The organism is Corynebacterium amycolatum SK46 (genome assembly GCF_000173655.1).
In the GTDB taxonomy this organism is placed as follows: domain Bacteria; phylum Actinomycetota; class Actinomycetes; order Mycobacteriales; family Mycobacteriaceae; genus Corynebacterium; species Corynebacterium amycolatum_A.
The window spans coordinates 59,893-81,173 of record NZ_ABZU01000003.1 but is presented as its reverse complement, the minus strand read 5'-3'; the positions used below and the strand labels follow the sequence as shown (position 1 = coordinate 81,173).

Below are 21,281 nucleotides of genomic sequence, written 5' to 3'. Positions count from 1 at the left end.
TTCGAGAAGAACTCGTTGATGCGTACAATTAATAAAAGCAACTAATAGATGTAGAGAGCGAAAAGCGAACCCACTGTATGGACAAGAAAAAGGTGTTCCGGTTTGCCACCGTTGCCGGCATCATCCTGATCATCCTCTTTGCTATTACCCAGCTGGCGGATGATTCCCGGGAATACCGCGAGGTGGATACGTCCGTTGCCCTGACCCAGTTGGACAAGGGTAATGTCACGGAAGCTCAGATTGACGATCGCGAACAGCGAATTCGCCTCACCCTGAAGAAGGGCGTAGAGGTCGAGGGTACTGAGGACGTCACGAAGGTGATGACTAAGTACCCAGCGCGTGCGACCGACCAGGTCTTTGACAAGGTCGCTGCCGCCAAGGGCATGGAGAAGTTCGATACCAAGGTCACACAGGAATCCTTCCTGATGTCCACCTTGGGCTTCCTGCTGCCGATGGTGATCTTCTTCTTCGTCATCATGTATTTCTTCAGCCGCATGCAAGGCGGCAAGAACGGCATGTTCGGCTTCGGCGGAAACCGTGCCAAGCTGCTGAACAAGGAGACCCCGACCAATACGTTCGAGGATGTTGCTGGTGCCGATGAGGCCGTCCAGGAACTCGACGAGATTAGGGATTTCCTGCAGCACCCAGCTCGCTACGAGGAGCTCGGCGCGAAGATTCCGCGTGGTGTTCTGCTCTACGGTCCTCCCGGTACCGGTAAGACCTTGCTGGCCCGCGCCGTCGCTGGTGAGGCAGGAGTGCCTTTCTACACCATCTCGGGTTCGGACTTTGTCGAAATGTTCGTCGGTGTCGGTGCCTCTCGTGTCCGTGACCTGTTTAATCAGGCCAAGGAAAACAGCCCGTGCATTATCTTCATCGACGAGATTGATGCCGTCGGTCGCCAGCGTGGTGCCGGAATGGGCGGCGGCCATGATGAGCGTGAGCAAACCCTGAACCAGCTGCTGGTGGAGATGGATGGTTTTGGTGATCGCCAGGGTGTGATCATCATGGCTGCGACCAACCGTCCGGATATTCTCGACCCGGCGCTGCTGCGCCCGGGCCGTTTTGACCGACAGATTCCGGTGGGTGCACCAGACCTGAAGGGCCGCGAGGCAATTCTGAAGGTCCACGCTCGGAACAAGCCGCTGGGGCCGGATGCGGATCTGACATCGCTGGCCAAGCGCACCGCCGGTATGAGCGGTGCTGATCTGCAGAACGTGCTGAATGAAGCGGCGTTGCTGACCGCTCGCGTCAACGGCAACATCATTACTGCGGATGCGCTGGAAGAGGCAGTCGACCGAGTTATCGGTGGTCCGCGCCGTACCTCCAAGGTGATTTCCGAGCAGGAGAAGAAGGTCACCGCCTACCACGAGGGCGGCCACACCCTGGCCGCGTGGGCGCTGAAGGACATTGAGCGTGTTTACAAGGTCACCATCTTGGCTCGCGGTCGCACTGGTGGCCATGCGCTGACCGTCCCCGAGGACGACAAGGGCATGTATAACCTGCCAGAGCTCTTTGCTCGTCTGGTCTTCGCCATGGGCGGTCGCGCTGCCGAGGAGCTGGTCTTCGGACTGCCGACGACCGGTGCTTCTGCCGATATTGAGCAGGCCACCAAGATTGCTCGCGCCATGGTGACTGAGTACGGCATGTCGCCAGAGCTCGGCCCGGTGAAGTACGGAGAGGAGCAGGGCGACCCGTTCGTCGGCCGCGGTGGCAGCGGCTCTCTGGACTACTCGCCAGAGGTGGCAGCAACCATTGATCAGCAGGTTCGTTTGCTGATTAGTAAGGCTCACGACGAGGCCTACGCCATCTTGAAGGAAAACCGCGACACTCTCGATGTTCTGGCTGAGAAACTGCTGGAGAAGGAGACCCTGCGTCGTCCGGATCTGGAAGTTATCTTCACCGATGTCGTTCCGCGTGAGCGCCTGAACTTCTTCGACAGCGACACCAAGCACCCGGCCGATGGTCGCGAGCCGGTGAAGACGCCGGTGGAGTTGGCAATCGAGCGCGGCGAGGAACCGCCGAAGCGTGTCAACATCTTCGCGCCGGTGCGTCGCCGCGAACCGGAAAACCAGGACGCGGGCAACAACGGCAACGGTCAGGGGCCAGCAGGCTCCGCTGGTACCGGTAATGCTAGTACCCCGGGTCTGCCGGGCGCCCAGCAGGACCGACCGAATGTTCCGGTTTACGGTGGCACCCCACCGCCGGCTGGTTGGACCGCTCCAGGTTGGCCGCCGAAGGATACCGGCAGCCCGCACGGTTCGGCTCCCGCGCCGGCACCGGCACCGACACCGGCGCCGGCTCCTCGCCCGGAGGGACAGAGCCAGCCGGGTTCGCAGGAAGGTCAGGGCAACGGGCGTGGCCAGCACCCGGGCACTGCTAACTACCCGGCAGGCTCACCGGACTTCGGCTCGAAGGCAACCGGTACTGGTAGCAACGGTGGCAACGGCCCCGCGAATATCCCTGCCCCGCCGAAGATGCCGTGGGACAGGAAGAGTGGACGTCACCGCCAGGACAACTCTGGCAGCGATGCCACCCCGACTACCGTGATGCCGTCGGCGGGACAGCAGCAGGAGCTGCGCGGATTCCGCCTGCCGGATAACGAGCAGCCGGAATACACAGAACGTTCGGAAAACGCGAAGAGCGCCGACAACTCCGATGACAAGGGTGCACAGATGCACGATTCGGATAAGGACGGCGTCGTCAAGCGAAACGACGACAACAGCGCCTGGCAGGACAAGCCGGACACCAACGAGGAGCGATAAGTACACATCATGGAGCGCGAATTCGATCAGGAGCGGGCCGAGGCTGCGGTTCGTGAACTGTTGATTGCCGTCGGTGAGGATCCCGACAGGGAAGGTCTGAAAGAGACACCGGCGCGAGTGGCGCGAGCGTACCGTGAGGTTTTCGCGGGCCTGTTTGAAGATTCGTCTGAGGTGCTCGCGAAGACCTTCAACGAGGATCATCAGGAACTCGTTCTAGTCAAGGACATCCCGATTTACTCGACCTGTGAGCACCACTTGGTACCGTTCTTCGGCGTTGCTCACATTGGTTACATCCCGGGCAAGGACGGTCGTGTGACCGGGCTGTCCAAGCTCGCTCGTCTGGTCGATGGCTATGCGAAGCGCCCGCAGGTGCAGGAGCGGCTGACCAGTCAGGTTGCGGATGCCTTGGTGGAGCGGCTGGATCCGGCCTCGGCGATTGTCGTCATTGAAGCGGAGCATCTCTGCATGGCCATGCGCGGTATCCGCAAGCCGGGTGCTCGCACGGTGACGTCAGCCGTCCGCGGTGGTTTCAAGACGGATGCCCGTTCGCGTGCAGAGGCAATGGCGTTGATCCGCAAGAGCTAACGCAACAGTTAAATGGTCGATTGGAAAGGCTGGACAACAAGGTGATTGAATCCCCCTTGCAAGCGCAGGCAGGTCAGCAGGCGGAGATGGGTATCGCGAATCAGCTCTGCAAGGTGATGGGCATTGTCAACGTCACCGAAGACAGTTTTTCCGATGGCGGCCTGTACAAGACCTTCGACGCGGCGATTGCCCATGCGTACGAGCTGCTCGCTGAAGGCGCGCACATTCTCGACATTGGTGGTGAGTCCACTCGCCCGGGCGCACACCGTGTTTCCGAGGATGAGGAAATTGCCCGGGTCGTGCCGGTGGTCCGCGAGCTCGCGTCGGAGGGGCACCTGATTAGCGTCGATACTATGCGCGCAAGTGTCGCAGAGGCTGCAATCGCCGAGGGCGCGGTGTTCATCAACGATGTCTCCGGCGGTCTCGCAGACCCCAACATGTACGCAGTCTGCGCCGATGCCGATGTGTCCATCTGTCTGATGCACTGGAAGACCGACCGCTTCGGCTCCGCTTCTGGGCGCGCCGAAACTCACCCGGACGGCATTATCGCCGATGTCCGTGAGCACCTGCTTCAGCTTGTCGACGGTGCCATGGGCGCCGGCATCGTCGAGGAAAATATTGTCCTCGACCCAGGTCTGGGCTTTGCCAAGAACGCCGATGACAATTGGGCGCTCCTTCACGGCCTGCCGGAGCTAATTGACCTCGGTTTCCCCGTGTTGGTCGGTGCTTCCCGCAAGCGTTTCGCCGCCGCCGTTGGCGGTGAGGCACGCGCACCAAAGCAGGCTGATGCTGCGACTACCGCAATTTCCGCGCTGTCCGCAGCGGCGGGCGCATGGGCGGTTCGAGTTCACAATGTGGCCGACAACCTCGACGCAGTGCGGGTGGCGCAGGCATGGAACCTTGGCCGCTCACTGACCGGTTACACCGCGGCCGGAGACTATCCGGAAGGTGGCTCTAACCGCGCTGCGCAGCACGATGAGTCGCTTGCTGGATCGCCAGCCGAGTCGGCTCTGGAAGGAGATGAGTAAATCAGTGGCTGATCGCATTGAACTCAAAGGTCTGAAAGCCCACGGCTACCACGGCTGTCTCGACTTCGAGCGCCGCGATGGCCAGGACTTCATCTGTGACGTCACTCTGTGGCTGGATTTCTCCGGTGCCGCTGCCAGTGACGAGCTGGACGACACCGTCAACTACGCCGACATCGCAGCCACAGCGCACGGAATCTTGACCGGCACTCCGCGCAACCTCATCGAGACCGTCGCGACCGAGATTGCCGAAGCAGTGCTTGCCGACGACGATGCCCGCGCCGAACGCGGATTGTCCCCGCTGTTACATGCGGTGGAAGTGACCATTCACAAACCGCATGCGCCCATTCCGCTCGACTTTGATGACGCTGCGGTGACAGCCCGCCGTTCGCGGAAGAAGCGGTTGGCATGATTCGCGCAGTTCTTTCTATCGGCGCGAACATGGACCGCGCGAGAGAAAACCTAACTGGTGTGCAGGCCTTCTTCGCCGATGAATTGGTCGCAGCCTCAAAGATTTATGCCACCCCGCCTTGGGGTGGGGTAGAGCAGGGTGACTTCCTCAATGCCGTGCTCATTGTCGATACGTCCCGGACACCAGTGGAGCTACTGGAAGCTGGTTGGAAACTGGAAAATGACGCTGGTCGAGTGCGCGAAATTCACTGGGGGCCACGGGCGCTCGACGTGGACATCGTGCAGATCATCGACAAGGACTCCGGCGAGGAGATCATCTCGGCCGATTCGACTCTGACCCTGCCACATCCGTGGGCAACTGAGCGTGCTTTTGTGCTGGTGCCGTGGCTCGATGCCGACCCGGATGCCGAATTGGAGGGAGTTCGGGTCGCGGAACTCGTCGATAAGCTGGCACCTGAAGACGTAAACGCGGTGCGCCTAGCAGACAGCGCGGATGGAGAAGAGGCCTAGAGATGAAACCGACCTCACCGATTACGTTGGCAGCATCTGCGCTGGTTCTGGCGCTGGCGTCATGGATGATTCTGGCACAGTTTTTCGGTGCGCTCGGGCCACGAAGTTGGTGGGACCTTGGGTTTCCCTGGTTGCTCACAGCTGTCTGTGTGGCAGCAGCGCGGTGGATTAAGTCGGTACTGGAAGAAGGGAAGGTCGGGCAGGATCGCAGCCAGGTGCAGCCGTTAACGTTGTCGCGATGGCTGGTGGTCGGTACGGCATCCGCGTGGTTGGGTGCGATTCTCGGAGGTTTGTACGCCGGTGGCGTGCTGTGGGCCTTGCCGAAGTGGACGGAGCTTGCGGCCGCACAGGCCGACGGACCGATCATGATTGCCGGCACAGTATCCGGCATTTTGCTCGCTGCAGCGGGGCTGTGGCTGGAAAAAGTTTGCCAATTGCCAACTGATGGCGAAAATTCTTCGCCTCCTAACGGGGAAATGGGAACTAACTCGGTAGGGTGGGAGTTATGACTGACCTCTCCAACGCCGGTAATGACCCGAAGCGCTCGGGTGATGCCGCATATTTTCAGAGCGACGCGGCGCCTACTTCGTCGGATATGGCCGAGTCTCCGTCTCCGTCGCCTTCTTCAGCCTTCGAAAGCTACTCCGCCGGGGCTAACTCCGGGGCTGATGCGGCATATGCAGATGAGCAGAGCAATGATGTGACGAAATCCAGATCTACCGACGGTATGACGGAGAAAACCGCCGTCATTCTCATGGTTGTGCTGCTGGTGCTCGCGGTGATTGCCAGTATCGTTATGCTCTTTGCCGCCTCTGCCGGATGGATGAAGGTCGCCGTGCTGTTGGCGTTGTGGTCGGCAGTTATCGGGGCTGTGCTGGTGACTCGATACCGCAAGACCATTGCGCTGGAGCGCAAGCGGTTGGAGACAATCGAGGAGCTGCACAAGGTGGAGCTTGACCGCGAGCTGGCCACTCACCGTGAGCAGGAACTGATTCTCGAGCAGAACTACCTGGACTCGCTTGAGGGCAATAACGATGACAACATTGCGGCGCTGCGCGCTGAGGTCTTTGCACTGCGCGCCCAGCTTGCTGAGTTCATGGGGGAGGATTTCGACGACGAGCAGGTTGCCCTTCGCGCCCAGGCTGAGCGTCTGCGTGAGCTCGACTCGCCACAGCAGGCCTCACCGATGAAGGACCCGACCGGTCACGACCGGCCGACACCACGCGCAACTTCCCACCGCGCTGAGATGACCGCTAACGGCACTGTTGGCGCTCATACGCAGCACGGTGGCACGGGCTCCGCTTCCTCCGCTTCGCCGGTTGAAGATGCTGAGGCCACCGACATGCGCCGTACATTCTCGCCGTCTGGTCAGCCTGTTGACGTCCACGAAGTCGCCGATTCCAAGGATGACGAAACCGTTGCCAAGGAGAAGTTCTCCACTAACTCTTTCCGCGCCATCAACTGGATGGAAACCCCGGCCGAGGATGTCGCAGAAGATGATTCTCAGGGCGGCGCTCACGAGGCACACGGTGCATGGCACCCATTCGCTGCGCCGGAATCGGACGACGCCTCGGACTCTCCGACTCGCCAGCTGCAGGCCATTCGCGATGAGGACCTCGCAAAAGAGCCAGCTCAGGCTCCGGCGCAGGAGCTTGCAAGCCACGGTCGGCGTCGTGCTGAGGACAACAAGGGCAGCCTGACGGTTGCTGAGCTGATGGCGCAGATGCGCAAGAAGAGGGAGCAGCGCGAGGACGAAGAAGCCTAGTCGCTTACCGAGTGTGCGCGGCCTACTCACCGCACATAGCTGGTTTGGTCTAACCTAGTCAGTCATGACGCAAAGCCAGCATGATTCCCATCCCCATCGGACAACCGCTCCGCGGTTGACGGTGGGGATTATTTCTGCCGGAAAAGTCGGGGTCGCGCTCGGCCAGGCGTTAGAGCGCTGTGGGCATCGTGTCACTCACGTGGTCGCGCGCTCACCAGAATCTGTCACACGAGCGCATTTACGTCTCCCGAACGCACAGGTCAGTAGTATTGCCGACACAGCTTCCACCTGCGAGCTCATCGTCATTGCCGTGCCGGATCGCGTCATCGCAGAGGTCGCCGAGGAAGTCGCCCGCTACGTCGGCCCCGGGCGCATCGTCATGCATACTTCTGGTTCCCTCGGGCGTGCGGTGCTCGATCCGGTCGCACTCACCGGCGCGCTGACCATCGCCGCCCATCCTGCAATGACGTTCGCAGGGCTTGACGACGACTCCGAGCTCCTGACCGGTTGCCCATGGGGCATCACGGTCGGGGACGAGCTCGCGAAAACAGTCAGTGAACTGCTCATTAGCGAACTCGGCGGTCGTCCGGTGTTCATCAACGAACGGCACCGCGGCCTCTATCACGCGGCTATGGCCCACGGCTCAAACGGTCTGGGTGCAGTTGTGGTCGATGCAGTAGAAATGTTGGCAACCACTATCGGCGGAGATGCGGCAGCCGAAGACACCGACCTAGCTGAGCTGCGTCGAGGCCAGGCCGCCGAGCTGCTCCGCCCACTGCTGGAAGCTTCATTGGACAATGCCTTGAGGTGGGGTTCCCGGGGGCTGACTGGCCCGGTGACGCGGGACGACCTTGGGACCGTCGTCAAGCACGAACGTGAAATTGAAGCGGTGGCGCCGGAAATGGGAACCGCCTACCTGGCTCTTGCCGAGCGTATCGCCGAGCTGCGCGGCGCCAACGAGGTTTTGCGGTACCTACGCCGATGAGCTGAGCGGGCTGGCTGTTCTGGTCATCCGGGATGTGGCGTAAGGTATTGCCGTCGGGCGAAAAGTTTGGTCCGGTAGATCTGAACGCGGAGGAAACATGACGGGGTATACCGCCGGAGAGACAACTGTTCACAAGACTATTGCTGGAATCGCGCAGGTCACCCGTGCGTTGCGGAAGACTGGGCGGCCGGTGGTGCTCGTACCTACTATGGGTGCGCTACACCAGGGGCACCTTGAACTAGTACAGGCCGCGAAGACGCTGCCGCGCGCTGTTGTGGTGGTGTCGATTTTCGTCAATCCGCTGCAGTTCGGTGAGGGGGAGGACTTTGACGCCTACCCGCGCACTCTGGAGGAAGACGTTGAGAAGCTCCGCGCTGTCGGTGTTGAGCTGGTCTTTGCTCCGAACGCGAAGGAGATGTACCCCAACGGTTTCCGCACGACCGTGCAGCCAGGGCCGCTGGCTTCGGAGCTCGAAGGAGCTACTCGCCCGGGGCACTTTGCCGGTGCGTTGACGGTGGTCAACAAGCTTTTCAACATCACCAACTGCACTGATGCCGTTTTTGGTGAGAAGGACTACCAGCAGCTGTGCCTGATGCAGCAGATGGTCACTGACCTGAATATGCCGGTGCAGCTGCACGGTGTACCGGTGATTCGCGAGGCCGATGGGCTGGCTATGAGCTCCCGCAACCGCTACCTGTCCGAGGAGCAGCGCAATCTCGCAGTAACCCTGTCCGCTGCGCTGACTGCCGGTGCTTTTGTCGCGGACCGTGGTGCGGATGCTGTGCTGGAGACCGCGCGTGGTGTGCTCGCCAGCCAGCCTGAAGTCGAGTTGGATTACCTGGAGCTGCGTGACGCTGCGCTTGCCCCGCTTTCCGACGAGGCGTTGCGCGGCGACAGCCAGGAGACTGAAGCTCGCCTGCTGGTTGCTGCGAAGGTCGGCACTACTCGTCTCATTGATAATGTTGGCTTGATTCTGGGTGCGCCGCGCCCGGATTCAGCAAATGGTTTCGGGCAGCTCGATCAGAAGGACGCCGAAATTGCGTCGGCGGCTCTGTCGGCGGCGGGACTGGACGGCGAACTGACTGAGGAAGAGGCCGCTGAGTTGGCTGAGCTGCAGGAAAAGGTTCGTGCTGCTCGAGATGCGCGTCTGAAAGATGAGTCCAGCAGAGAAACTCTGAAGAACGCTGGCTTTGGCGTTGAGCAGGACAGCGAGTAGGACGGCTTTTAGAAGTAGTTTCTCGTGGCTGGGAAGTTGTCGTATTATAGTGTGCCGACTAATAACCTGCCACGCTAAGGGGTGCCGCGGTAGGCAAGCATCCAGGGGACAAATCCAGGAAGGGACCTACCTTTTTCATGTTTCGCACTATGTTGAAGTCCAAGATTCACCGTGCCACGGTGACTCAGGCTGATCTTCACTACGTTGGATCGTGCACGATTGACGCTGATCTGATGGAAGCGGCCGACCTGCTTGAAGGTGAAGCCGTCGACATTGTCGATATCAATAATGGCAACCGGCTTACCACTTACTGCATTACCGGAGAGCGCGGCTCGGGCATCATTTCCATCAATGGTGCCGCCGCTCGTCTGATTTCGCCGGGTGATCTGGTTATTATCATCGGCTACGGCATGATGGATGACGCTGAGGCGCGTGCTTACAAGCCGAATGTCATCTTCGTCGATGAGGACAACAAAATTCTGGAAAGTGGCAATGACCCGGCGGATGTGCCGGATGGTTCTGATTTGAAGAATCCGCGTAGCCCGGAGAACCAGGGCTAGTCCACGTAGCCCTCAGAGCTAGGGCTCGACTGTGTAGTGTGTGAGGTAGCTGGAGAGAAAAGTCGAGCGGGAAAACCACAACACCAGGGTGTTTACTTTGCGTTAAAGCGCAAGTCATTAGACCGTCAGCTAAAGCTCATTGGCGAGTTGATTTTTAGAAACCGAAAGGTAACGCAACGTCCTTAGCTTCTTAGAGGATCTAAAAGTTTTAGTTTTCCATTTCCTCACCTAGTCGAAGCTATACAAAGGCGGTCTCCCCGTGGTTCGTATTGGCAAGAATCTGCTGACAAATCCTTTTGCTACCTCTCGCAGCTCCCTGACCTGCACTTACAAGTGTGGTAATGCCTGTGCTGACGATGCCCCGAATGAGTTCTCTGACAACGAGTACTTCGGTGATGTCGCGAAGGAGGCATTCTCCCAGCGCGCATTCTCCCGTCGCGCTGCACTGAAGGTCACTGGTGCTAGTGCTCTTGCGGTCGGCGGTGGCGCCGTGTTGGCCGCTTGCTCCTCTGACGGTTCGGGCAGCGCCGCAGGTGGCTCCGATGCCTCCGGTACCGCCGCTGCCGGTGACGGTAGCAAGGGCGAATCGCCGGAGGGTATGCGTTTCGACGCCGTTAAGCCGAACACGGAAGACGCAGTCGTTATCCCGGACGGCTACGAGCAGAATGTTCTGATTCGCTGGGGCGACCCAATCCACGAGGGTGGCCCGGAGTTCGACTTTGACAAGCAGACTCCGGAAAACCAGAAGAAGCAGTTCGGATTCAACAATGACTTCGCTGGCCTGATTAAGGCTGAAGACGGCACACTGCTGTACGTCTGCTCGCACGAGTACACCACCGAGCCGATGATGTTCCGTGCTTACAAGAAAGAAGATGCTACTAAGGAGCAGGTCGACATCGGACTGGCTGCCCACGGCCAGACCATCCTTGCTGTGGAAGAGGATGACAAGGGATTCCTGAAGCCGATTCTGAGCGACAAGCGTAACCGTCGCATTACTGGCTTCACCGAGTTCACAGTTGACGGCCCGGCTGCTGGTCACGATCTGCTGAAGACCAAGGCTGACCCGACCGGTATGAAGATTGAGGGCACCCTGAACAACTGCTCCGGTGGTGTTACTCCGTGGGGTACCTACCTGTCCGGTGAGGAAAACGTTGACCAGTACTTCGGAAACGTTGAGAAGCTCGAGGACAAGGAAGCTGTTAAGAAGCTCAAGCGCTACTCGGTCAAGAACAAGGAGCTGTCTGACCGCGCATGGGAGAAGTACTACGATCGCTTCGATGTCTCCAAGGAACCGAATGAGCCGAACCGATTCTTCTGGTGCGTAGAAATCGATCCGTCTGACCCAAACTCCACTCCGATTAAGCACACTGCTCTTGGGCGGTTCAAGCACGAGGCTGGTCAGATTCACGTTACCGATGACGGCACGGTCGTGTGCTACTCCGGCGACGATGAGCGCTTCGAGTACGTCTACAAATTTGTCTCCTCCCGCAAGGTCAAGGAGGGCGATCTCAAGCACAACATGGGCATTCTGTCTGAGGGCACGCTCTACGTCGGTAAGTTCAGCGGTAACTCCGAGTCCGAGATTGACGGCTCCGGTGAGCTGCCGAAGGACGGCCGTTTCGACGGTGACATTGAGTGGCTTCCGCTGATGACTGCAAAGGCCGACGGCAAGCACGAATCCCACGTCGACGGCATGAGTGCAGAAGAGGTCTGTATCTACACCCGCATCGCAGGTGACAAGGTCAGTGCCACCCGTATGGACCGTCCGGAGGACATCGAGCCATCGCCGAAGACCGGCAAGGTCTACGTGGCGCTGACTAACAACAAGTACCGCGGTAAGGCCGGTGAGAAGGATGACAAGGGCAAGGAACGCACTGATGGTGCGGGTCGTCCGCTTGCCGACGCCGTCGAGGTTGCACCCGTCACTGAGAACAAGAATGGCCTTGTTCTGGAGATGGAAGATGACCACGCTGGCACCAAGGGTAAGTGGAACCTCCTGCTGGTCTGTGGTGACCCGAACGAGGCTTACACCTACTTCGGTGGTTTCGATAAGGAATCGGTCTCGCCAATTTCCTGCCCGGACAATCTGGCATTCGACGAGTACGGCAACCTGTGGATTTCCACTGACGGTAACGCTCTGGACTCTAACGACGGCCTGTTCGCCGTTGCTGTTGAGGGGGAGCGTCGTGGTGAGACCAAGTGTTTCCTGACTGTTCCGGTTGCTGCTGAGACCTGTGGTCCGCAGATTTTCTCCAACCGCGTGATGGTCAACGTCCAGCACCCGGGCGAAATCGAGACGGATCAGGGGCATCCGGTCGGCGACAACCCGGACCCGACCACCAACCCGACCTCGCACTGGCCGGACGGTGGCAAGGAGCAGCCACGCCCGGCAGTCGTTCAGGTTGTCCGCACTGATGGTAAGAAGATTGGTGCGTAGGTTGCCCTTGGCAAGGAGCTAAGCAAATACGCGCGGATTAGCGCGTAGACCTATCGCGGCGCGTCTCGAACGAAAATATTGTTCGACGACGCGCCGCGACTGTGTTCGGTAGAAAGTTAGTAATCGGGCGTTTTTCTCAGCGCCACCGCACTATCGATGGGATTAATCCTAGTGAACAGCATTGTCATAATCGGCATCATCCTCGTTGTCATCGGTGTCATCGTCGTTGTTGTAGCGCGTCGGAATACTCAGGTTCCGGGTTCTGATCGGGAGCGCTTCGTCGATCCGCTGATGACTGATGAGTACCGCAAGTACGGCCCAACCTCCGTCGCGCCGGGCGCAATCCTGAACTACGGTGGTGCCTCCCATGTTGTGCGCGGATCACTTGAGCTCTCTCAGGGGCCGTTCCGCTGGTGGGAGCATCTCGTCGACGGTGGGGCAGATGGTTCTTGGTTCGGCGTTGAGGAAGATGAGGGTGAAGTCATCCTCACCTGGTGGCGCAAGCTTCCAGGTAGCTTCGAACCAGCTAATCCCATCGTTGTCGACGGTGTGGAGTACTGGGAGGAAGAACGCGGGACCGCCCGCTACACCGCGATCGGAACTACTGGGCTGCCGCCCGAGGGGGCTACGGACTTTGTCGACTACAAGTCCGGTGACGGTCGCTTGCTCGGACTGGAACGCTACGGTGACTCGATGTGGGAGGCGTCCACCGGTATTAGGATTCTCCCCGGTGAGATTGATGTTATGGCGGCGCCGGACCATAATCCGGACGCGGACAATCGCTAGTGGCGGTCGCTATGTCGCTGGCAATTCTAGATGTGCCGTTCAAAGACACAGCTGCGGAGCAACTCCGCATTGCTTTTGACGGCCAAGTCCCGGACACCCTCTGCGAGGCGGTTATCTCTCACCCCGACGGCACGACACCGCCGTTGACACTCGGAGTCCTCGGAGCGTCGCATGTGGTTTTCGTCGGTAAGCGGGAGAATCCGTCCTTTACCGAAGAGATCTCCTGTACCGCATCACACGGTGTGCCCCTGAGCGGGGCGGGAGTGATGGTGAAAGCTCGTGTGGAGAACCTCTCGCCAGAAGCTTTCGCTCAGCGCGCAAATGCTTTACGGCGTGAGTTCGGAGCGGGGCATCCCCATTCGGTCGTCGCAGAGTTTCCCGGTTCTCCCGGCGCGCTGACTGTGTTGTCCGCGGAGCCGATTGAGCAGGGGTATCGCTGGGATACGTGGCACGGCTACCCGCCGGGGCAGCTCGTGTGGACGTCGAATACTTGGACTGCCGTTGCTGGTATCCACGGGGCTGAGGCAGACCGCGTAAAGGGAGGTTCCTGAGTCTATGGGACGCGGAAGTATTGGTTACGCACTGATTGTTGTCGGCATTATGGTCACGCTGGCCGGTTTCTTCGTCGGCGGGAAATCTGCGGAAGAGAGGATTAGTGAGCGCTATCAGTCTGCGCCAGGCGCAGCATCTGCGACACAGGTCAGCAGCGGAATTGATCGACGTTGGACCTGTGGCGACCGCGACCCCATTGAGGTGGGGCGTGAGCTGAAAGAAGAGATCAAGCCACAGGCATACAACGAAGATGGCGGGGCGGCGTACCTGAGGACGAAGAAGCACCTGTTCATCGTTTCGCGTCAGACCCCTGAGACAGGGGCGAAGGACACGTGCCTGATAACCAGAGAATCACTTAGTGGCCGCTATTCGGGTGGGCACTTCATCTATCTCGGCCCCGGTTTCGGTCCATCCGCCCCCTCCAGCGGTTCGGGTGGATCGGCAGGATCATTCGGAGGAGCGAAATAAACATGGGACCAGTAACGTACATGGACACCACCGGGACGGCTATCCGCACGGCGCAGTCGGAGACATCAGAGACGGCGCAGTCGGTCGTGGCCTCAACAGTGGGTGAGCATCTGGCCGTCGGAGTGCCGGCCACCATCGGTTACTTCCTTGCGGGTGCCCTAGTGCTCGTAGTCGGCTTCATTGTCCTTGATCTGATTACGCCTGGGAAGCTGCGCGACCTGGTGTTTCTCGAAAATCGTGCGGGCGCCGCGATGATAGCGGGCTCACAGCAGATTGCGCTGGCCTGCATTGTCGTTTCGGTAATCCGCGCATCCGACGACGACCTGATGATGGGGCTGGGGGAGACCCTCGTCTACGGTGCCCTCGGCATTGTGCTGCAGGCAGCATCGTTACTGGTGCTGGAAGCCCTGATTCCGGGGCGCTTCCGCGATGTCGTGATGGACGCGAAGGTACGTCCCCGAGCGATGTTGGCCGCTACCACCTTCATCGTTATCGGTGTGATTAACGCGGTGGCGCTGTCATAGATGGAGACCACCACAACTTCCCGGCGCTGGCGGGCTCTCCTGCTGGGCTCTGTGGCGGCCTGTGCTGCCTGCGGCCTGGTCTATGAGCTGGCACTACTGGCGCTGTCGGCTTCTCTTGGCCGCGGCGACGTCGTTGCGAATTCTCTGATTGTGGCCGGTTATGTCGCAGCGCTGGGTTTTGGCGCCGTGGCGGCGAAGCCGTTTGTGTGCCGTGCCGCGGTGTCTTTCCTCGGCATCGAGTGCGCTTTGGGTTTGCTCGGCGGTGTTTCCGCAACCGCCCTGTACTGGGTGTTTTCGGTTACAGGTGAGAGCCTCGGAGCATTGGTCGCCGCCACTTTCATAATCGGAACGCTGGTTGGTGCCGAGGTGCCGTTACTCATGACACTTCTGCAGACCGGCCGGACGTCCTCCGCCGAGGACACCGGTCGCGTGCTGGCGAATCTCAACGCTGCGGACTACTTCGGAGCCTTGGTCGGCGGTTTAATCTGGCCGTTCGTGCTCCTGCCTACGGTGGGCATGCTGAAGGCCACTGCCATCGCTGGACTGATCAACGTCACCGCGGCATTGATAATCGCCGCGCTGCTACTGAAACAGATGTTGTCCCGCCGGGCACTTGTCGCATCTGTCGCCGCCCTCGTCGCAGCACTGGTTGGGTTGGTAGCGTTACTGGCCGGAATCCGGGACATCGAGGCGACCGCCCGGCAGTCGCTCTACGCGCAGCCCATTGTTTTTGCCAAGCACTCGAAGTACCAGGACATCGTCGTCACTCGATTTGGCGGGGACCGGCGGCTTTATCTCGACGGGGGATTGCAGTACTCCAGTCGTGACGAGTACCGCTACACCGAGTCGCTGGTCTACCCGGCGGTGGATAAAGACACGAAGTCGGCGTTAATCCTCGGCGGAGGCGATGGGTTGGCTGCCAGGGAGCTGCTGCGGATGCCCAACATCGAACGCATTGTTCAGGTCGATTTGGATCCGGATGTCATCGAGGTCGCCCGCACTGTGCTGCGGGAAGACAACCGCGGCAGCCTGGACAATCCCCGAGTGGAGAAGATTACTGCGGATGCTTTCACATGGCTTCACGAGCAGGCACGTGGTAAGTCGCAGGTGCAGAAGTTCGACGCCATTTATGCAGACCTTCCCGATCCCGACAACGCAGTGCTAGCCAAGCTTTACTCTCAGGAGTTCTACGGGCTGATCCGCACGGTGGCCGCGCCGGGCGCGAAGCTGGTGGTGCAGTCGGGTTCGCCGTTTTCGACGCCGCAGGCCTTCTGGCGCACCGACAGTTCGATTCGCGCCGCAGGGTGGTCGACCACTCCGTACCACGTGCATGTTCCCACCTTCGGGGACTGGGGGTTTGTACTCGCGCAGGCCGGACCTGAGCTTCCTACACTCGAGCTTTACGACGGCGCCCCGCCGCTGAAATTCCTCACTCCTGACGTGGCCCGGGCTGCGACCGTGTTCGGTGCCGATAATGGTCCACAACAATTGGAACCGTCGACACTTGCGCATCCTCGAATTGTGGAGGATATTCGTCGAGGTTGGCGGCAGGCAGGGGAGTAGTCCGCCGAGTATTTCGCAAAGGGGCGGGCGAGTAGCAGGTCGGCGGTGTAGTCGGCTAACCTTTATAGCCGTGACTGACGCGAAGAAGACCCCTGAAAACACCGCCACCGTTCCTGAGCAGCTGCGCATTCGCCGCGAGAAGCGTGACCGCCTGCTCGAGGCTGGAATTCAGCCGTACCCGGTTGAGGTTCCCCGTACTCACTCTCTCAAGGATGTCCGTGAAGAGTGGGGCCACCTCGAGGCCGGCGAGGAGACTCAGGATGTCGTGACCGTCATTGGTCGTGTCATGTTTATTCGTAACACTGGCAAGCTCTGCTTTGCCGCTCTGCAGGAGGGTGACGGCACGACCCTGCAGGCTATGCTTTCCAAGGCTGAGGTCGGCGAGGACGCCCTGGCTGCTTGGAAGGCGGACGTGGATATGGGCGACTTCGTCCTCATTACTGGCCGCGTAATTTCTTCGCGCCGCGGCGAGTTGTCCGTGATGGCTACCGAGTGGCAGATGGCCTCGAAGGCTCTGCGTCCGCTGCCGGTGTCGTTCGCTGATTTGTCCGAGGACAGCCGCGTGCGTCACCGCTACACGGACCTGATTATGCGTGAGCAGGCTCGTACTAACGCACTGACTCGCATCAAGGTCATCCGCGAGCTGCGCCACGCACTTGAGCGTCGCGGTTTCCTCGAGGTTGAGACTCCGATGCTGCAGACCCTGCACGGCGGTGCTGCTGCACGTCCATTCGTGACTCATTCCAACGCTTTGGACATCGATCTCTACTTGCGTATCGCGCCTGAGCTTTATCTGAAGCGCTGCGTTGTCGGCGGTATGGAGCGAGTCTTTGAGATTAACCGTAACTTCCGCAACGAGGGCATCGACTCCTCGCACAGCCCGGAGTTCGCGATGCTGGAGTACTACGAGGCTTTCGGCACCTACGATGACTCCGCTCGCACCGTCCGCGAGGTCATTCAGGAAATCTGCGTCGCGGTCTTCGGTTCGACGACTGTCACGCTTGCCGACGGCACGGAGTTCGACTTCGGCGGCGAGTGGAAGCAGATTGAGATGTACCCGTCGCTGAACGAGGCACTCGCTCGCAAGTTCCCTGGTCAGCCGGAAGTGACCATCGACTCCACCGTCGAGGAGCTCAAGGCAATCGCCGATGTGATTGGACTTGAGGTTCCGGAAAAGGGCGGCTGGGGCCACGGCAAGCTGGTCGAGGAAATCTGGGAGCTGCTCTGTGAAGACCAGCTCGACGGTCCTGTTTTCGTCCGCGACTTCCCGGTTGAGACCTCTCCGCTGACTCGTCAGCACCGCTCCAAGCCGGGCGTGACCGAGAAGTGGGATCTTTACGTCCGCGGCTTCGAGCTGGCTACCGGCTACTCCGAGCTGGTTGACCCGGTTGTCCAGCGTGAGCGCTTCGAGGATCAGGCGCGTTTGGCCGCCGGTGGCGACGACGAGGCCATGGTTCTGGATGAGGACTTCCTGCACGCAATGGAGCAGGGCATGCCGCCGACAACCGGTGTGGGCATGGGCATTGACCGCCTGCTGATGGCCCTGACCGGCCTTGGCATTCGCGAAACCGTGCTGTTCCCGATTGTGAAGCCGGAAGCGTAAGCGGCGCTAATGCTCGGTGAGTCACCCATGGCCCACGCCAGGGTGGCTCATTATCCTTTTCGAGGTAGTGTAATCCGAAATAAGGTGGCTAAACACTGTCACCTCAAGACGTTTTTAGTTGCGGAAAAAACCATAGTCGTCCTGATCCATGCCGGTTACGCACCAGCGTTCAGAATCAGGCGAGGGGTGCGCAAAGCTGACAGCAAGCGCCTTGTAGTCATCGTCAGGTTTAATGATTGCAATGACTTCCTTGCCCATTTCTTCTACTCCGACCTTCGAGACTTTAGGGTCCGACAGATCAATCTCAAATGGCTCCTTAGCTCCGTCTAGCTCGCCGGATTCCGCACGCTCATAGAGTCGAGAATCCGGGCACGCGAGTTCCATGACCTTATCGTTGTCTGGTTCGCCAAATGCATTGAGAAACTCCGCAGCCTTTTCATAAAAATGATCATTGGTGCTCGCTTCGAATCCTTCTTCGCCACAGGCTGTGAGAGCGGTAGCGACGGGAAGTAAAACTGCAATGATGGCAAGATTCTTTAATTTCACGTTGGTCCTTTCAGTAAAGGTTGGCTTCTGAAAACTCTTCAGTGCCGCTGTCTTGTTATGTTGCAGTTTTGACTTTATTTCGCCTTCAATACCTAGGACTAGGGGAGTTCTCCCGCCGTCGGGCTTATGGATGAAGTTGAGAGCGCCCCTTTGTTACCCCGTAAACACCACATTGCTGGATCCTATGAGCTGAAAACCTGAAAGTGTTCTGTTACTTGGCAATGTTTTTTCAATTCCTGTGACAACGGTCACGCGATTGATTTATTGTTATGCCAGTAATAGTTCTGACTCGAAAGGCCATGATCACATGAGCGAGAAGAAGAACCGCGAAGATTCGACTGTCGGCCGCAATAACCCTGGTCGCGACGCTATCGGAGCGGCAATGCGGTTCATCACGTCGATTACTGGTTCGGACTTCGCCCAGAAGTACGACCTTCAGCCAAAGATCGACCGTGTGGTGTACCAGTCCACCAAGTCCGGTTTCAAGACCCTTGGTGCCGCGAACCGTCAGTTTAAGAAGATTTCCGGTTCCGGTAAGCCGGAGCGTCCGGCTGAGGAAGCCCAGGCTGCACAGGAGGCCGCAGCCGAGGAGAAGGCAAAGAAGCTCTTCGACCTCACCCCGACCGAGGATCAGCAGATGATCGTCGAGACGGTTAAGGAGTTCGCTGAGTCTCGTCTGCGCGAGGCTGCTTACAAGTCCGACCACGAGGCAACTCCGCCGGAGAACCTCGTCTCTGAGGCTTCTGAGCTGGGCGTCACCATGATCAACGTCCCGGAGGCTTTCGAGGGCATCGCTACAGGTGAGGACGTCACCACCAACGCGCTGGTCGCTGAGGCTCTGTCCTACGGTGACATGGGTCTGGCTCTGGCAGTGCTGGCTCCGGCCGGTGTCGCTGCCACCCTGACCGCTCACGGCTCCGACTCGCAGCAGAAGACCTACCTGCCCGCATTCGCTGGTGAGAACGTCCCGGCTGCCGCTGTTGTACTCGCAGAGCCGCGCCCGCTTTTCGACGCACGCAAGCCTGAAACCACCGCAAAGCGCGAGGGCGATTCGCTGGTCCTCAACGGTGTTAAGTCCTTCGTTCCGAACGCCGGCGCAGCTGAGCTGTTCATCATCGGTGTTGAGCTCGAGGGTAAGCCGGCTCTGGTTATCGTTGAGTCCGACACTGAAGGTCTCCACGTTGAGGCTGACCCGTCCATGGGTCTGCGCGGTGCCGCAATGGGTCGCGTCATCCTGAAGGATGTCAAGGTTCCGGCCGAGAACATTCTCGGCGGCGCTAGCACCTCGGCTGCAGGCCGTGAAGAGGCATACCTCGACATTCTGCGTCGTTCCCGCCTTGGCTGGGCAGCTCTTGCAATGGGTACTTCTCAGGCAGTTCTCGACTACGTCATTCCTTACGTCAATGAGCGTCAGGCATTCGGCGAGCCGATTTCCCACCGCCAGGCAGTGGCCTTCATGGTCGCCGACATCAAGATTGAGCTCGATGGTCTCCGCATGATCACCCTCCGCGGTGCTTTCCGCGCTGACCAGGGTCGCGGCTTCGCTCGCGAGGCAGCTCTGGCTAAGACCTTCGCCGCGGAAAAGGGTATGAAGATTGGTTCCGACGGTGTGCAGCTGCTCGGTGGACACGGCTTCACCAAGGAGCACCCGGTTGAGCGTTGGTACCGTGACCTCCGCGCAATCGGTGTCGCCGAAGGCATCGTCGTTCTGTAAACCGCTAGATACTTCAGCCGAAAAGAATTAAGAGGAAAGAAAATGATTAACCTCGAACTGCCGAAGTTCCTCAAGGCGGGCGCGTCCCAGTCGCATCAGGCCGCCGCTGAGATCTTCCGACCGATTTCCCGTAAGTACGATCTCGCTGAGCACGAGTACCCGAAGGAACTCGACACCCTTGCCTCCATGATGGACGGCATGGCAGATGGTGGCCGTGGCTTCTCCGGTGCTTCCGGTGGACGTGGCGACGAAAAGAAAAAGAAGCGCACCGGTGTAAAGAACGGTGGCAACATGGCTTCGCTGCTCAACGTTATTGAGACCTGCTGGGGTGACGTGGGGCTGACCCTGTCCCTGCCGTACCAGGGTCTGGGCAACGCAGCCATCGCAGCTGTTGCTACTGATGAGCAGCTGGAGGCTTTCGGTAAGACCTGGGCTTCCATGGCAATTACCGAGCCGTCCTTCGGTTCTGACTCCTCCGCAGTTTCCACCACCGCCAAGCTCGATGGTGACGAGTACGTCATCAACGGTGAGAAGATCTTCGTTACCGCGGGTGAGCGTTCCGACTCCGTCGTTGTGTGGGCAACCCTGGACAAGTCCAAGGGCCGTGCTGCCATTAAGTCCTTCCTGGTGAAGAAGGGCACCCCGGGCTTCACCGTTGAGCGCCTGGAGGAAAAGCTGGGTATTCGTTCCTCGGATACCGCAGTGCTCCGCCTGGACAACGTCCGCGTTCCGAAGGAGAACCTGCTGGGTTCCCCGGAGATCGACGTTAAGAAGTCCTTCGCCGGCGCAATGGCAACCTTCGACAACACTCGTCCGCTGGTTGCTGGTATGGCCATCGGTGTCTCCCGCGCTTCGCTGGAAGAGCTGCGTCGCATCCTCGAAGAGGCTGGCATCGAGATTGACTACGATGCACCGGCACACACCCAGAGTGCTGCTGCAGCTGAGTACCTCAAGCTGGAGTCCGATTGGGAGGCTGCATACCTCCTGGCTCTGCGCGCTGCGTGGATGGCTGACAACAAGCAGCCGAACACTCTGGAAGCTTCCGAGTGTAAGGCCAAGGCCGGCCGTGCTGGCACCGAGATTTGCCTCCGTGCCGTTCAGCTGGCAGGTACCTTCGGTTACTCTGAGCGTAACCTGCTGGAGAAGTGGTCCCGCGACGTCAAGATCCTGGACATCTTCGAAGGTACCCAGCAGATTCAGCAGCTGGTCGTTGCTCGCCGCACCCTGGGGCTGTCCTCCAAGGAGCTCAAGTAATCGTTGCTCGCGTTA

General features: G+C 59.5%; 20 protein-coding genes. 19 read left to right on the top strand and 1 reads right to left on the bottom strand.

Features of this window, described 5'->3' with window-relative positions:
- Positions 1 to 77: 77 nt before the first annotated feature.
- From ftsH to lysS, 17 genes are all read left to right on the top strand, one after another.
- Positions 78 to 2,762, top strand: a complete 2,685-nt coding sequence (gene ftsH / locus CORAM0001_RS03640) for an ATP-dependent zinc metalloprotease FtsH (RefSeq protein WP_005510184.1) — start codon at positions 78 to 80, stop codon at positions 2,760 to 2,762.
- Between the two features lie 9 nt (positions 2,763 to 2,771).
- Positions 2,772 to 3,347, top strand: a complete 576-nt coding sequence (folE, locus tag CORAM0001_RS03635; RefSeq protein ID WP_005510157.1) for a GTP cyclohydrolase I FolE — start codon at positions 2,772 to 2,774, stop codon at positions 3,345 to 3,347.
- 86 nt (positions 3,348 to 3,433) lie between these two features.
- On the top strand, positions 3,434 to 4,375 hold the full coding sequence (folP, locus tag CORAM0001_RS03630; RefSeq protein WP_040361117.1) for a dihydropteroate synthase: 942 nt from the start codon (positions 3,434 to 3,436) through the stop codon (positions 4,373 to 4,375).
- Between the two features lie 4 nt (positions 4,376 to 4,379).
- Positions 4,380 to 4,784, top strand: a complete 405-nt coding sequence (gene folB, locus CORAM0001_RS03625) for a dihydroneopterin aldolase (protein ID WP_005510214.1) — start codon at positions 4,380 to 4,382, stop codon at positions 4,782 to 4,784.
- Positions 4,781 to 5,293 carry a 2-amino-4-hydroxy-6-hydroxymethyldihydropteridine diphosphokinase gene (gene folK, locus CORAM0001_RS03620; protein ID WP_005510148.1) on the top strand — a complete coding sequence of 171 codons (513 nt, stop codon included), beginning with the start codon at positions 4,781 to 4,783 and terminating at the stop codon, positions 5,291 to 5,293. Before folB ends, folK begins: the two co-directional genes overlap by 4 nt.
- A 2-nt stretch (positions 5,294 to 5,295) precedes the next feature.
- Positions 5,296 to 5,802, top strand: coding sequence for a DUF3180 domain-containing protein (locus tag CORAM0001_RS03615; RefSeq protein ID WP_005510112.1), 507 nt, complete (start codon positions 5,296 to 5,298; stop codon positions 5,800 to 5,802).
- Complete coding sequence (locus CORAM0001_RS03610; protein WP_005510099.1) at positions 5,799 to 7,058, top strand: DUF6779 domain-containing protein; 1,260 nt, start codon at positions 5,799 to 5,801, stop codon at positions 7,056 to 7,058. The genes CORAM0001_RS03615 and CORAM0001_RS03610 overlap by 4 nt, the downstream gene beginning before the upstream one ends.
- A 64-nt stretch (positions 7,059 to 7,122) precedes the next feature.
- Positions 7,123 to 8,043 (top strand): Rossmann-like and DUF2520 domain-containing protein, encoded by a 921-nt coding sequence (locus CORAM0001_RS03605; protein ID WP_005510213.1) that lies wholly within the window; start codon positions 7,123 to 7,125, stop codon positions 8,041 to 8,043.
- A gap of 97 nt (positions 8,044 to 8,140) precedes the next feature.
- Positions 8,141 to 9,259: a pantoate--beta-alanine ligase gene (gene panC, locus CORAM0001_RS03600; protein ID WP_005510078.1), complete on the top strand. Its 1,119-nt coding sequence runs from the start codon at positions 8,141 to 8,143 to the stop codon at positions 9,257 to 9,259.
- A 137-nt stretch (positions 9,260 to 9,396) separates the two neighbouring features.
- Positions 9,397 to 9,819, top strand: coding sequence for an aspartate 1-decarboxylase (panD, locus tag CORAM0001_RS03595; RefSeq protein ID WP_005510194.1), 423 nt, complete (start codon positions 9,397 to 9,399; stop codon positions 9,817 to 9,819).
- Positions 9,820 to 10,078: 259 nt separating this feature from the next.
- Complete coding sequence (locus CORAM0001_RS03590) at positions 10,079 to 12,256, top strand: PhoX family protein (RefSeq protein WP_005510223.1); 2,178 nt, start codon at positions 10,079 to 10,081, stop codon at positions 12,254 to 12,256.
- 171 nt (positions 12,257 to 12,427) lie between these two features.
- A complete protein-coding gene (locus tag CORAM0001_RS03585; protein ID WP_005510127.1) occupies positions 12,428 to 13,042 on the top strand; it encodes a DUF4178 domain-containing protein in 615 nt (204 codons plus the stop codon).
- 11 nt (positions 13,043 to 13,053) lie between these two features.
- Positions 13,054 to 13,593 carry a DUF2617 family protein gene (locus tag CORAM0001_RS03580; RefSeq protein ID WP_005510230.1) on the top strand — a complete coding sequence of 180 codons (540 nt, stop codon included), beginning with the start codon at positions 13,054 to 13,056 and terminating at the stop codon, positions 13,591 to 13,593.
- A gap of 4 nt (positions 13,594 to 13,597) precedes the next feature.
- A complete protein-coding gene (locus tag CORAM0001_RS10885) occupies positions 13,598 to 14,062 on the top strand; it encodes a DUF4247 domain-containing protein (RefSeq protein WP_005510135.1) in 465 nt (154 codons plus the stop codon).
- A gap of 2 nt (positions 14,063 to 14,064) precedes the next feature.
- A complete protein-coding gene (locus CORAM0001_RS11165) occupies positions 14,065 to 14,586 on the top strand; it encodes a DUF350 domain-containing protein (protein ID WP_005510183.1) in 522 nt (173 codons plus the stop codon).
- Entirely contained in the window at positions 14,587 to 16,149 is a 1,563-nt protein-coding gene (locus CORAM0001_RS03565) for a polyamine aminopropyltransferase (protein WP_005510083.1), read from the top strand.
- Positions 16,150 to 16,219: 70 nt separating this feature from the next.
- Positions 16,220 to 17,752, top strand: a complete 1,533-nt coding sequence (lysS, locus tag CORAM0001_RS03560) for a lysine--tRNA ligase (RefSeq protein WP_005510198.1) — start codon at positions 16,220 to 16,222, stop codon at positions 17,750 to 17,752.
- Between the two features lie 114 nt (positions 17,753 to 17,866).
- Here the strand turns inward: lysS and CORAM0001_RS03555 are convergent, their stop codons facing one another.
- Entirely contained in the window at positions 17,867 to 18,298 is a 432-nt protein-coding gene (locus tag CORAM0001_RS03555; RefSeq protein ID WP_005510218.1) for a hypothetical protein, read from the bottom strand.
- 307 nt (positions 18,299 to 18,605) lie between these two features.
- Here CORAM0001_RS03555 and CORAM0001_RS03550 point away from each other — a divergent pair, with 307 nt between their 5' ends.
- Positions 18,606 to 20,012, top strand: a complete 1,407-nt coding sequence (locus tag CORAM0001_RS03550) for an acyl-CoA dehydrogenase family protein (RefSeq protein WP_005510173.1) — start codon at positions 18,606 to 18,608, stop codon at positions 20,010 to 20,012.
- 42 nt (positions 20,013 to 20,054) lie between these two features.
- On the top strand, positions 20,055 to 21,266 hold the full coding sequence (locus CORAM0001_RS03545) for an acyl-CoA dehydrogenase family protein (protein ID WP_005510085.1): 1,212 nt from the start codon (positions 20,055 to 20,057) through the stop codon (positions 21,264 to 21,266).
- Positions 21,267 to 21,281: the final 15 nt, after the last annotated feature.